General features: G+C 63.6%; 9 protein-coding genes. 3 read left to right on the top strand and 6 right to left on the bottom strand.

What is annotated here, in order from left to right:
* Positions 1-81 precede the first annotated feature (81 nt).
* Positions 82-1,353 carry a hypothetical protein gene (locus tag ACFC0O_RS21775; RefSeq protein WP_375960528.1) on the bottom strand — a complete coding sequence of 424 codons (1,272 nt, stop codon included), beginning with the start codon at positions 1,351-1,353 and terminating at the stop codon, positions 82-84.
* Between the two features lie 4,939 nt (positions 1,354-6,292).
* On the opposite strand from ACFC0O_RS21775, the gene ACFC0O_RS21770 reads away from it, so the two are divergent.
* Entirely contained in the window at positions 6,293-7,234 is a 942-nt protein-coding gene (locus ACFC0O_RS21770; protein WP_364649929.1) for a replication protein RepA, read from the top strand.
* A gap of 54 nt (positions 7,235-7,288) precedes the next feature.
* Here the strand turns inward: ACFC0O_RS21770 and ACFC0O_RS21765 are convergent, their stop codons facing one another.
* From ACFC0O_RS21765 to ACFC0O_RS21745, 5 genes are all read right to left on the bottom strand, one after another.
* On the bottom strand, positions 7,289-8,269 hold the full coding sequence (locus tag ACFC0O_RS21765; RefSeq protein WP_375960525.1) for an LGFP repeat-containing protein: 981 nt from the start codon (positions 8,267-8,269) through the stop codon (positions 7,289-7,291).
* Positions 8,266-8,526, bottom strand: coding sequence for a hypothetical protein (locus ACFC0O_RS21760; protein ID WP_364649923.1), 261 nt, complete (start codon positions 8,524-8,526; stop codon positions 8,266-8,268). Before ACFC0O_RS21760 ends, ACFC0O_RS21765 begins: the two co-directional genes overlap by 4 nt.
* Positions 8,527-8,564: 38 nt before the next feature.
* Complete coding sequence (locus tag ACFC0O_RS21755) at positions 8,565-9,338, bottom strand: PRC and DUF2382 domain-containing protein (RefSeq protein ID WP_375960523.1); 774 nt, start codon at positions 9,336-9,338, stop codon at positions 8,565-8,567.
* A 192-nt stretch (positions 9,339-9,530) separates the two neighbouring features.
* Complete coding sequence (locus tag ACFC0O_RS21750) at positions 9,531-9,812, bottom strand: hypothetical protein (RefSeq protein ID WP_375960521.1); 282 nt, start codon at positions 9,810-9,812, stop codon at positions 9,531-9,533.
* 106 nt (positions 9,813-9,918) lie between these two features.
* The gene (locus ACFC0O_RS21745; RefSeq protein WP_375960519.1) at positions 9,919-10,242 is read right to left on the bottom strand and encodes an ArsR/SmtB family transcription factor; all 324 of its coding nucleotides are present in this window, start codon (positions 10,240-10,242) and stop codon (positions 9,919-9,921) included.
* Between the two features lie 69 nt (positions 10,243-10,311).
* Here ACFC0O_RS21745 and ACFC0O_RS21740 point away from each other — a divergent pair, with 69 nt between their 5' ends.
* Both ACFC0O_RS21740 and ACFC0O_RS21735 read left to right on the top strand, forming a co-directional pair.
* Positions 10,312-11,157: an NmrA family NAD(P)-binding protein gene (locus ACFC0O_RS21740; protein WP_375960517.1), complete on the top strand. Its 846-nt coding sequence runs from the start codon at positions 10,312-10,314 to the stop codon at positions 11,155-11,157.
* A 239-nt stretch (positions 11,158-11,396) separates the two neighbouring features.
* Complete coding sequence (locus tag ACFC0O_RS21735) at positions 11,397-13,445, top strand: hypothetical protein (protein ID WP_375960515.1); 2,049 nt, start codon at positions 11,397-11,399, stop codon at positions 13,443-13,445.
* Positions 13,446-13,449 lie beyond the last annotated feature (4 nt).

The raw sequence follows: 13,449 nt of genomic DNA, 5'->3' as shown, positions 1-13,449 counted from the left end.
CACCGCCGAACCAACCATCTGGAGGGGGTGTGTCGCGATCTTTTACGTGCCCGCTACTCAGGTGGACGCGTGAGCCAATCCCTATCCCGTGCAGGCGATCTGACTGGGAGTCCAGGAATCTGCCTGTGGCGATGACTGTGCATCGTCCGATGAAACGACGGTCGGAGATGTCTTGACCAGCGCATTGTGAGATGTATTGGGCAGTGCGGAAACTCGTGTCATCTGTTGCGCTTTGGCTTTGCCCGGTCGATGGTCATGGTCTCGTACCGATGTCTTGAGTGTTGCGAAGTCCATGGACTTGCCTGCAATCTTGCCCAGAGCACCGATAGCTTCAACGGCCGTGACAGCTGACTCCTCATCTACCTGGCCACATACCAGTATTGAGGGCGTTGATGAGGTCGCGTTCAGCGACCTTTGAACTGCCGCAACACATACGGTACCGACGTCCATGTGATCTGCCCGGATGAAGCTCTTGATATGCGTCGAATCTGAGGCAGCGTTGAAGGCATCCTGACGTTCCATACGGAAGGCATCGATACCGACCTCGGAGAGTGCGTGCACACAGGCAACCACATCGATCTGTATCGGTGCAGGTAGGTTACTCATAGCCTGTGCATCTGCGTCAGCCATGCTGATTTCCCTTGGATATGCCGTACTGCCTGTCACGACGAAACCCGTTGCAGATGCGGTTGCATTGGACGAAGCAACGTCCGATTTGAAGATACTTCCAGAGGCGGATTCAAGAGCGTTTCTACAGGACGTGTTGTCTACCTTGAACTCTACGACCGAAAAGCCCTTCGCCACGGGCGAGCGCAAGTCCTGATGCATCGCACTCATATCACCCGTAGCCGATACCGATGTGTATGCAGTCGTAGATACCGAAGCAAAGGGGGACGTCCATGCCGATCTCTCGCCATCGTCATGGGTAGTCATAAACGCCGATACATTCACACCTTCGGTGTCCGATGAATGTGTATGAGCGACTGCATGTTCAAGCGCATGCAGTGCTGCAGATCCCAGGGTCATGACCCTAGCCCGATCAAGTGCAGATACATCAGCATTCAGACGTGCCATCAAGTAGGCAGTTCTCGATGTAGATGCCAATCCCATGGAGGCCGCCACCGATTGGAGCTTTACATCTTCCCAATCACCTGTCGCCGCAACAGCAAACCAGCAGTTCAATCCATTGACCGTCGCTAAGGTCGTGTCGACTGTCGTGTCGAATGTCTGATGCAATGTCTTGCAATCTGTCGCGCCAACGGTCTTACATACGACCTTAGGAATGACCTTTGCAGCGGGGATCAGATTGGCAGATGTGAGGGTATGGACATGCATCGGCAGCTCAGACGCCATTTTGAACCCGGCAGAGGCACCCGAGAACCTGGCCAGAGGGGAGGAGTATCGCTCCGATTCGAGAGCCGAGACTCGCGATCCCGCACGACCATTGAGACGCTGAAGGAGCGGCGACTGCGGCTGGATCATGCACAGCATTCGCGTCTCCCTTCCTTCGTCATTCGCGCATCTCGGCGTCGTACTTGAACTCCCTGGAGTCTAGCCACAGTCTGCCCAGTTCGCGGTCTTCCTAGGCGGCCAAGTCGCCAGGCACTGAAGCGATTCGGAGAATCGATACGGCTGCCAAGAAGAGAACCTGGCAACGGTTGGTCAGTACCGAAGACTCCTGAGGCTCTGCCGGATCCCGGCGTCGATGACGATCATCGCGGTCCTTATGGCCATCCCGGGCTTGCTCGCTCATTTCGCGCACGACCGAGACATCCTGGCGGCACAGCCGATTCACGGGCTGAACCGGCCGACGACCGCATCTGCTGTCGAGGTGCCCTTCGAGTCGGATTCGAAAGATCCACGCGCAGGGCCACGATTCGCCGACCTCGTGTGCGAGATAACGACAGCACGGGACGCACGAGGCTTACGACTGATCTACGAAGTATCACCGCGCGATCGGTCGCCACCGCACCTCTGCCCCGCCGAGAACCGATGTGGGGGAGTGGCATCGACCAACATCTCGAGCCCGGCCCATCACGCGGCATGCCTATAGCCTCCGCCACAGGTGGACCTCACTCCGAAGATGCGAACAGCGTCATCCGACCTAGCGACCTACTCGTGCGACGTCTTCACCGGCATCGCTCTTGGCAAGACGCGATCACCTTCAGCGTCCTCAACCTCGCGCACATCCCGAACACGCTTTACGTCGCACATGTCGAACGCCTCGCGAGAATCCCGACGAACATGTCGCATGTCAGATCAGTTCACTACGCGGCGGATGACCACCTTCTGTGCGCGCCTCATGGATAGAGACAGCGAATCAGCAGACGATCGCCGCGGCGGTTTCCTCGCCCGCCATCAGCGATGGATTCGTGCGTCTTTCCCAACTCGGCCAATTCATCTCGCCGGTACACCGACTCCAGGAGGTCTCCGACCTCGGCGTGCGTATCCCGCCGACCAATCGAAACACCTGGGCCAGCGCACAAGTGCGGTGCGGCAGACAACGCATCAACACGGTCCAACCGAAGCGAAGATGCTTCGCACCGACCACGTTGCACCAGGCCGTCGCAGCGCGCGTTCCTGCAACCGCAGGACGCTTTCTGCGCATCCGATAGTCCACGAGACGCGCACCAACCCTCTCTAAAGTGAGATAGCTGCAAGATTGCCAACTTTGCCCAGAAATCAGCCGATTTGACCCGACTTGCAGCCCTTTCGGCACCCCCAAAACCGGAAATGCGCCCTCATTGCCCCGTAAATCGATCAGAACCCCATTGGCATACCGATGTTCGTTTTGACCACAAAGAGGCGTATACGGGCGATCTAGGGCCTAGTGGCGCATGACCTGCGGCTATGTCCGCCAACGAGGCGCCGAGAGCCCGCGACCGGGCAAACGCAGAATGAAGCACTGCCGAACGAGCCGGACAGCTGGCCCAGAGTTCATCACGGCCGAACCGCAACATCGCACAGATCGGCCGCAGAGGGGAGAGGGGAGAGGGGAGAGGGGAGAGGGGAGAGAAGTTTCGGGCGATCTGCCGATACCGCCGCTATGCGGGGACTTCGTGTCGGCCTGACCCAACTCTCGCGCCAAAACCCTTAGGCTTGAAGCAGGGCAAAACCCGCTGAAACCAGATCCCCTGCACAGTCACCTGATAAATATTCGTTCTGACGCGTGATAATCGCTCACCTTGCGCATCAAGGGACTGTATCAGCAGGTCAACACCGATTTTAGTCCCCGACTTCGGTGAACTTCACGCGCCACGCGGGCATCACCAGCTGGTAGATCTGGCAGCCCTGAAGCGCTGAGTCCGACGAATTACGTCAGCTGCGCCCCTGAATGAGGAGTACATGCGCCTCACGGCGCCTTCGTCGATCAGGTGACTGAACCTCGAGGTAGCCATCGAGGGCGGGGGAGGGGAGGGCCGGCGTTCGATGCGCGAGCAGGTCCTCGAGAGTGCCCCATCCGGGTTTCCGCCTGGTTCCAGGATCCTCCCTGCAGAATGCGGGACTGTTTCGCGTCCTCCAGCACCGATCCCCACTCACGGCCGAACTCTCGTGAAGGGGCGCCGACAGCACCGCGCGCAGGGCCTCAGGCTCTGCCGCAGGCACCCCTGGTCCGCGGGAATCATGATGTGAGGCCGCGATGCACACACGATGACGGCTACAACCGTCAAAGTCCCAGGGATGGGACAGGCCGCCGCGAAACCAGCGAGCGGGCAGCCCTCAACCAGCCCGGGTCGGCTTCTTATGCGTGCTCCCGCAGGTATATCTCGGGCTTCTGACCTGCCGCAGTTCGATACTGCCTCGTCGTGCGCATAAGAAGCCGACTGCACCGCAAAGCAGCGACTGCACCGCATAAGAAGCCGACTGTGCCGAACACAGACCGATATCACCAGGTCAGCCCAGGTTCTTCTGCGGAAGGTCGGCTTCTTATGCGTGGTCCGTCGCGGTCCGCAGCGTTCGATGGCGAGCAGACCGTGCGACCGAGTGCGCATAGGAAGCCGACTTGCACTCGATGCATCTTCCCGTCGATCGTGCGCATTTCTTGCCGACCCTAGCTACAAAGATGGCCTTGACCTGTGCATATGCCGCACGAATCAGCTGGGATCCGACGCTGGATATGGACGGTTGCGGAACCAGGCTCAACGGAAGACGCCGAGAGACCACGCATATCTTGCCGACCGCAAACCTCGGCTCGGCACCTGAAATCTCGAGCCAGGCGGGCCCGCGGGGGAGCCGACCGGGGACAACATCGCCGCGATCCAGCGCTGACGAACACCACGGTCGGCTTCTAATGCGTGCCACGATCGGACTGCACCAGGCGATGTATCACGCATAAGAAGCCGACCCGCCCAGGTCAGAGAGCTAATCCGAGTCCAAGGCTGCCGGAGGAGTCCGCGCCCGAGCGGACTGAGGACCATAGAACTCCCAGTTGCTGCGCATATCTTGCCGACCTCGCCACGCATTCATAGCCGACCCGACGACCCGGCCCACGCATTCCCGGCCGACCCCAGCCCGCTCCGCCACGCATTCCCGGCCGACTTCACCCCGCTCTGCCACGCATTTACGGCCGACTTCACCCGCTCAGCTACGCATTGACGGCCGACCCCGCCCCGTCCACGCATTCGTGACCGACCGCCGTCCACCGTCGCCACGCATTAAAGGCCGACCTCGCGGCACTCCTTGCCACGCATTCATCGCCGACCGCGTCCGGGTTGGGTCCACGCATTTTGCGCCGACCCTGCCCCTGACCTGGCGCTTTCCGATCCAGCGGCGGCCCGGACCACCAGAAACGATCGGAACTGCGGCACCTGCCGCGAGGTGCGGTCGGCAAGATATGCGCACTTGAAGTGCGCATAAACGGGCGACCCGGGGCCTCGCGCGCGGTGCGCATAAGAAGCCGACCTCCCTGGTCAAGCCCCGAATTTCATGAGGGGAAGCGACGAAACCGGCAATCGCGGTGCCGGTATGTCCGACTTGGGTCCCGCCCCTCGAGCCCGACGGACCACGCATATCTTGCCGACCTCGACTTCTCATCCCTGGGGAGATGGTCGGCTTCGTATGCGTAGAGCAGGTGTATCGGCAGGTCGGCTTCGTATGCGTGCGTGAGTGCGTACGCATACGAAGCCGACCTCGTGCGATGCCGCTGTCCTGGGACGGATGCACATCGAGGGTGAACAGGCGCTGGTCAGCAGGGTCTGGACGGTCGCATCACCACCACCCGTGCGCATAAATGGCCGACTCGGCCCACCCGAGGGATCACGAGGTCGGCTTCTTATGCGTGCTCGGTGGGCTTCTTCCGCCTCATCGGTCGGCTTGTTATGCGCACTCACAGGCGCACGACAGTGCGCATAGGAAGCCGACCATCCCAGGTCACAGGCAAGATTTCGCCGACCACGCCCCCTGGCGAAAGCCTCGTGGTCACTCCCGGCCGTGCGCATATCTTGCCGACCAAGAGCGGGATCCGCCCCGCACCGAGCTGCGGCCGTGGCCGGAACGCGGTTGTGACTCGACACAGGGTGTTTCGCCCGGCCGGAATCAAAGTGCCTGATCAGCGCTGGAATCGCCGTTGCCCTCGAATACCCGCGACACGCGGAAAAGTGCGCATATCTTGCCGACCTGGACGGCGCGATCTACTCTTTGAGGAGCTTCCACGCATTTCTTGCCGACTCTGTGCATGAATCTGTGGATAACCCTGTGGACGGTGGATTTTGTCCACACATTTGCCGCCGACCGAAAACGTCGTGATTCCGGCTCATCCACACATTAGCTGCCGACCTATTGCGCATTTGTTGCCGACCGAGGCCCTGGATATGCGCAGGTCAAACGGCATAAATTTGCCCCTACAAGTAGTTCTCTTTTCTTGTAGAAAAAGATAACTAGTAGTAGTAGCCGGTCGTTGCCTGTGGACAAGTCCGCGCCGCGCGCCCGCTTCGAGCGCCCCTTCTCCGGGCTGTCCCCACTCGCTCACAGCCATCGCCCGCCCATGCGCCCACGCCCGCATCCTCACCCCGATGGCGCATTTGTGACATCGAGATGGTCAGCTTGAGTCAGCAAGGTCGGCTTCTTATGCGCACGAGTTGGCTATTGTTCCTGGTCGAATTCCCCATGCGCCCCAAGAGCCCGGGTAGTTGCGCATTTCTTGCCGACCGTGGCCATTATGAGAATCTCCCTCGCGCACATATCCTGAAATACGACTTCAGGGGCTATGAAGTCGGCTTCGTATGCGCAACACCACCGACACGCCGATCTCGTCATTGCGAGTTTTGAGGGGGAACGTGGAATGCTAACGCCCATGGCTCGGCCGAAACGAGATGACGCGGAACTCGCAGCAATGGCTGCTGAGCTCCAAGCGCAGCGTGAGCGGGAGCTCCAGGAGGTTGGCTACCTGGGGCGGCTGTTCACCCAGTTCAGCCTGCCCTACAAGGACCCCGGCACCGATCGCACGGCGTGGGGTCGCGAAAGCGGACCGGTTCGAATCACAGTCCAGCCCGGCCTGCGGGTCGAGAATGGCGTGACCCGCTCCTACGGCTTCCCCTTCGGCGGCGTTCCCCGCCTGATCCTGGCCCATATTTCGACCGAAGCGGTACTCACCGGTGAGCCGATGATCGATCTCGGCAGCTCGCAATCTGAGTACATGCGCAAGGTCGGCCTGGGCCGGGCGACCGGGGGCAAGACCGGCACGATCGGCCGCTTCCAGAATCAGACCGAGCGTCTGCTGCGCGCGACCATCACCATCGACTTCAAGGACAGTTACGCCGAACAGCGTTCGCGCGCAATCAAGCTCAGCGTCGCGAGCAACTGGGACCTGTGGTGGACCGGTGAGCGCCGCGAGGGTCAGCAGTACCTGATGCCGAGTTCGATCACGCTGTCCCCGGAGTTCTTCAAAGAGGTCATAGACCATCCGGTTCCGGTGGATATGAACGTGCTCAACCTGCTTCAGGGCGCGCCCATGGCCATGGATATCTACATCTGGCTCACCTACCGGATGTTCAAGCTCGAGGATCCCGTACAGCTGTCCTGGCCGCTGCTGATGCTCCAGTTCGGCTCGAACCTGGCCGATACCAAGCAGGGCCGCTTCCAGTTCCGCAGGGACTTCTCCAAGCATCTCGAGTCCGTGCGTGCGTTCTACCCCGATCTGCGGGTGACGGTCGACGACAAGGCCGGGCTGACGCTCTACCCGAGCCCGACGCACGTGATCAAGAAGGTGTCGCGCCGACTACGCGCGATCGGCTGATACGGCAAAGGTGGAGTGCCCACAATCGCGGACACTCCACCCTCGCACGACAACTCAGGCGCGTTGCCCGCCCGGACCACCGAAGGTGAACGAGCGTGCCCGCTCACTCGCGGTGGCCAAATGCGCTCCGGCACTGCGGGTCATACCACCCGCACCCGCGGCGACACCGGCTCCCGATCGAGGCATCGACGTACCGGCCCCGGGAGTCGAATGCTTGCTACGGCGAGAGCTTTTCGTGACCATCGCGGCGAGACCGCCCGCCAGGGCCGCGATAACGAGTCCCAGTGGTAGCGCCCACCACTTCCAGGCCGAGCTGGAACTGGAGCTGGTGGCTGCTGCGGTTCCAGCGGTTGCGGCCTGTCCGGGAGGAGCACCCGGTACCGAGACATCCAGACCGCTGAGTTGAGTCGCGATCTCAGCCGGGATGGTCGTGAAGCCACCGGCCTGGTTCCAGCTGATCTGCACCGGATCCGCACCCTGCCCGCGGAACGTCTGGCTGTACACCCCATTGGCGACGCTGGTGTCGCTCATCGGCGCACCCAGCACCCCGTCGGTCGCGCGCAGGTGCGACCACGCGGTACGGATGGGCCCCTGAACAAGCCATGCGCCGTTCTGCGGGCTCCATTCGATGGTCGCGCCCTCGGGTGCGGAGAACTCGCTGAATCGCGCGGTACCGGCGACCGGAGCATCCGATTCATCATTGGTCGGATATCCCACGGCGTCAGCACCGCCCAGCGCCAGGTACTTGTCCAGGATCGCCCCGTACATCACCTTGGCTCCGGTGTTGGCGGAGTAGATGATCTTTCCGCCCTGATAGTCCTGCGCGGCACCGTCGGCACCGAATGCGTAGACGCCACCGGTCTTCGCACCGAGCGGGGACGACGCACCACCCTTGTCCTGATAGTGCGAGTCGATCGCCGCCTGAGCATCGGCCGGCTGAGCGCTCGCCATCGGTGCGAGAAACCCGTTGCCACAGGCCATGATCAACGCGAATGCCAGTGTCGCGCCGCGTAGCGGCCTCTTCCAATGCGTCATCGCGCCACTCCCGCCTTGGGTTTGCTCGCGATGCCCAGCACCGCCGAGAACAGCGCGCCTACCGCGCCGCCACCGGCGACCTGAGCGAGGATCTGACCGAAATCCAGTCCGCTACCGGTGGCGGATTCGATGATCGCGCCGGTGATGCCGCCACCGACCGCCCCGGTGACACCGTGCACGACCGGCCCGAATCGGCTTCTCGCACCGCCGATCCCACCGCCGACGACACCTCCGAGCAAACCCAGCAGCCATTCCATGGTTCCTCCTGGTATTGAATCGGATAGGGGACGAAAGGTTATGCGCCGCGATGCTTTCCGCGGTTCTCCGGCTCGAAGCCCTCGGTTTCGATGCGCTCCTTGCGGACCGTGCCCGAGACGGCCTGTTCGCCCTCGACCTCATCGACCGCCAGGCGGACGCGTTCGACCGGAACGGTCTCGGTGTCGATTCGCACGCGATCGGCGTGCAGGGTGACCTCCTGGACCTGCTCACCGATATCGGCATGCTCCGCGGCACGCGGATCGGTGATCGGCTCCCGCACGATTCGCACCTCCTCATGGCTGACCGGCACGTTCATCGTCTGCTCTTCCTCGACGACGTACTTGTGTAGTCGTGCCGTGCCGACCTCTTCACGGTCGGTATTGGCCACGAGGCGCTCTTCCGAGCGCAGGAGCGACTCGGCATCGCCGTAACCGTGGGTCATCGGCTCGTCCATGGCGGGCTGGATTCGCGTGCCCGCGACCGATGCGGCACCGCGTCGCTGTCCGCCCCGGTAATGGGCGAGCAGCTGCTGTTCGGCCTGGGCGTCGATGCGCCCGTCGTGGTCGAGATGCGGTGCGGTGGATACCATTTCGCGGTCAACGCGCAGGCGAACAGAATTATCCTCAGGCCGGTATTCAGCACCGGCGAGCGGGGCCAGACACGCTTGCTGCCCCCCGCCCATAGATACCGCCGCCCAGGTCGGGGTACCGGATTCATCGTCGAGAAAAAAGGATTTGATCCTGCCGATCTCGGCTCCGGCTTCATCGCGCGCCGTGCTGCCGATCAGCGCTTCCAACGTTGTTTTCGCCATGATCTCTCCTCCGCTGGTGGGTGGCCGGTCCGGAGTACCGGCACGGCCACCGCGTGGGAACGATCTGCTGTCAACGTGCTGCGTGTACGCACATACCCGCAACCATCGCTGTCAAACAAGCGACAATTATCCGCCCTGCTCAGCGCGGCATCCGACCGACCACCCCGTTTTCGCGACGCATACCGAGCGCGGTCAGTTGATCTGGCACAGGATGGGGTTGGGCAGCGTGCAGGGCTTCTGCAGGCTGCCGGTCGGGGCTCCCAGCAGGGTCAGCAGGTCCAGTGCGGCGCTACCGGTGGTGGTGGCCCAGATCGATCCGGCCTGGCTCGGCTGGGTCGTGGGGGCCGCGACATCGAGGGGTACGCCGGTCGAATCCGGTGCTGCCGCCGAGCCGAGGGCCGATCCGCCAACCATCGTGGCGGTGACGGCCGCGGCCACCAGACCGGTGCGCAAAGCGGAAACGAGCATGTTCATTTCGTGCATCCTTTGTTCGAGAGATCAACTCCGGCAACGTTTTCAAGTTCGGGTTGGCTCGAACAGACAGGGATTCCGATGCCCCCAGCGTGCGGGGCGGGGCGCGCTACCCCGCCGATCGCAGCTCGGAGTGCACGGAGCGAACGATATTGCTCAGCACGCCCGGAAAGCGTTCTTCGACCTCGTCGAGGCGCAGGGTGTGGCGGCGGCAGCTTCCTTCCTGGATGACGCGCACCAGCCCGGCTTCGCGCAGGACCTTGAGGTGGTGCGACAGGGTCGAGGGGCTCACCGGGACGTCGAAAGCGCCGCATACGGTTCCGCCCGCGTCCGCGAGCTGCCCGACGACCTGCAACCGCACTGGATCCGACAGCGCGTTCAGGACTGTCGCGAGTTCGAGCGAGTCGAGGGTGGGGTGGTGCAGAGACCGCATGGTTTGACAGTACCGAACAATTCGATATTTTGATGATCATCGAAATCTCGAAGAACTGAGGTGCGGGGCATGATTCTGGTGATCGGCGCGACCGGCAAGGTCGGCAGGCATGTCGTGGATCGGCTCACCGACCTTGGCACGCATCCGGTTCGAGCATTGGTGCGATCACGGGAGAGCACCTCGGCGGAGATGCCTATCGGTATCGAAACGGTCGAAGGCAGCCTCACCGATCCCGCCGCACTCGACGCGGCGCTCGCCGACGTCGACACGGTATTGCTGATGTGGCCGTTCCTGACCACCGACGCCGCGCCCGCGGTCCTCGACTCGATCGGTCAGCGGGCGCGCCGGATCGTCTATCTGTCGTCGGTGGGTGTGGGCACCGACGAGGAACGCCACGACCCGATCTTCGCCATGCACGCGGAGATCGAAGCGCGGATCAGCCGAACCGGCCTCATTCCAACGATTCTGCGATCGGACACCATCGCCAGCAACACCCTCGGCTGGGCGGAGCAAATCCGTGCGACCGGTGTGGTCAAAGGACCGATGACCGCCCCCACCGCGGTCGTCGACCCGCGTGATCTCGGGGCCGTCGCCGCATCGGTGCTCACCGACGATACCCATGCCGGCCAGACCTATCTCCTGACGGGACCGCAGGTGATCAGCCGCCCCGAGCAAGTCGACGCGATCGCCTCCGCTCTCGGCCGCCCGTTGCGATTCGAGGAGGTACCCATTGTGGACGCACGCCGCCAAATGCTCGCCGACGGCCGCCCACCCGCATTGGTCGATGCCCTGCTGGCAGCCGCCGAGAAGCGTTCGCGCTCAACCTTGATCACCTCGACCATCGAGACTGTCACTGGCAGACCCGCATCGTCCTTCGATCAGTGGGCGACCGATCACGCGGCCGCCTTCCGGTGAGCCGGGTGTCGGGCGCTTTTGCGAGGATTGCCGACCCTCGCGCCTTCCGGCGGCCGACGCGGCTGGGTCGTTAAGCTTCCTCAGGCATTGACCTTCGGACGCGGGAGCTTGGGTTGCGGGTCGATCGGCAGACCACCACGGAATCGAATACTCGACGCACCTACGGCTCTGCCTGGCGTCGGTTCGAGAGCTGGTGTCTGGCGAACGGGCACAGCGCATTTCCTGCCGACCCGGCGACGGTGGCGAAGTATCTGGGCGAAGCCGCGCGGGAGCGGACCGGGGCCGAATATCGGTATCGGGATTCGACATTCACCGTCTGGCTGGCCGCGATCGGCGAGCGGAATACGAGTGCGGGACACCCGCATCCGGGGAGCGATCCGCTGATTGTCCAGGCAATGCGCAAGATCAGAGGCCGACGGACCGGGGCCACCGACCCTGCGCGCCGCGCTGAACCGCTGGCCCCGGCGGATCTCGAGGCCCTCGTAACCGATATCGAAGCGCGAGCGCGGGGTTGGGCCGCGCAGGTCGCGGCGCGCCGCGATATCGCGGCGCTGACACTCGGATTCAGCGGCGGCTTGCACCGCGATGAGCTCGCGCGGCTGGCCGTTCAGGATGTCGCGCGGGTCGGCGACGGGGTGGGGGAGTGGCTGGCGGTGCGTCTTGGAGATACCGAGGGCGATGCCGCGAATCGCTATCTGCCGAAAGGCGAGTCGGCTCGCCTGTGTCCATGGTGTGCGCACCTGCGATGGCTGGCCGTGATCGCCGACTACGACGCTGGGTATGAGCGGGCATCGCACACAATGCGATCGGATGCGAACAGCGAAACGATCATGGACTCGGAGGCGGTGCGCGAGCGCGCCGCCGACGCTGGTGCGGCGGCCGTGATTCGACTGGTGCACACCGCGAAAGGCAGTCCCGACCGGCACATCTGCGATGGCCCGTGGCCGTGCGCACCGTCTCCGGAAGCACCGCTGTTCCGTGCGCTTCGCAATGGCCTTCCGCAGGAAGACGGCTCCCTCACAGCGGGTTCCATCACCCGCATGGTGCATCAACGGGCCGTCGCGGCAGGTCTGGATCCTGCCGCCATAGATCCGTTCGGAACGCGCAGCCGCCATGCGCAGACCAGCGCGCTCGGACATGCTGTCGAACCGCGGGCACTTAGCCCGATCGGTGGGGCGCTGTCCCCGTGGACAATCCGTCAAAGCCTCGGACAGGACCTCCCACCGGCGGTGTTTCCGGGCGTGCCTCAACCGCAACCCGGGCAGGCAGAAGACCTGGGCACGAATGCTCGCCGACCACCTCTGGGTCTCGCAGCGCGCTACCACCGCCCCTGGGAGTTGTTCGCCCGCTGGTGTGCCGCAACCGATCACCCGTCACTACCCGCCACGCCCCTGACCGTGGCCGCGTACCTCGATGATCACCCCGGCAGCCGCGGCACCCATCGGACCCGCCTGAGCGCGATCAATCAGGCGCATCTTGTCGCGGGCCTGCCCGTACCCGGACGTGCGGCGACCCTGCGGACCGCGCTCAACGAACACCGTTCCGCCCGCGGCGAGCGGATCACGGCGCGCGTGAATTCGATTGTGCGCCAGCTCCCGACCAAGGGCTGGACCCGCGGCTTGTTCGGCCGCCGCAATGCCGCCCTGCTGATGCTGTCCGCCGCCGGGCTCACCTACGCCCAGATCGCGGACCTCGTCCAGGATGATCTGACTCTGCACGACGATCACGCGATCATCGCCAACGGCCTGGCCTCGATTGCCGCGACCGGCGATCCGGACACCTGCCCGGTCGCGATCCTGCGCCGCTGGACCGATGTGGTGCGCCTAGCCCCGCACCCGGCCGGTCGTGGCCTGCTCGAACATCACCTCAGTCGAAACACGTTGCCCGCGGCCGGATTCGACCCCGCACACGCGAAGCTGCCCCTGTTCACCAGTTTCGACGCCCGCGGCTACACCGCCATGCACGACAACCTGGTCACCTGGCTGCGCCCACTGTCCGCCACCTCGATCGCCACAATCGTCGCCGCACACCTGAGCGGCCCGCTCCCGGCCTACCGCACCCGCGCCACCGTCCCGCTTCGCGAGCGCTCGTCCGCTCCACCGGTGCCGGAATCCATCGAACTCGAAGACACCTTCGCCGCCGGCGTCGCCGCCCGCCACCGAGACCACCAGCGCCTCAACGACGTCGGCTCCCTCTGGGACGATTTCGACGACCGGGCCGACGAGGTGACTCGCATGCTCGAACGCGCGCTGGCGATCGCGGACGGCACCCTGCAACCGGATACCTGATCAA

Source organism: Nocardia sp. NPDC056100 (assembly GCF_042266325.1).
In the GTDB taxonomy this organism is placed as follows: Bacteria; Actinomycetota; Actinomycetes; order Mycobacteriales; family Mycobacteriaceae; genus Nocardia.
The sequence above is the reverse complement of the archived record's forward strand: the minus strand, read 5'-3'. Positions and strand labels throughout refer to the sequence as shown.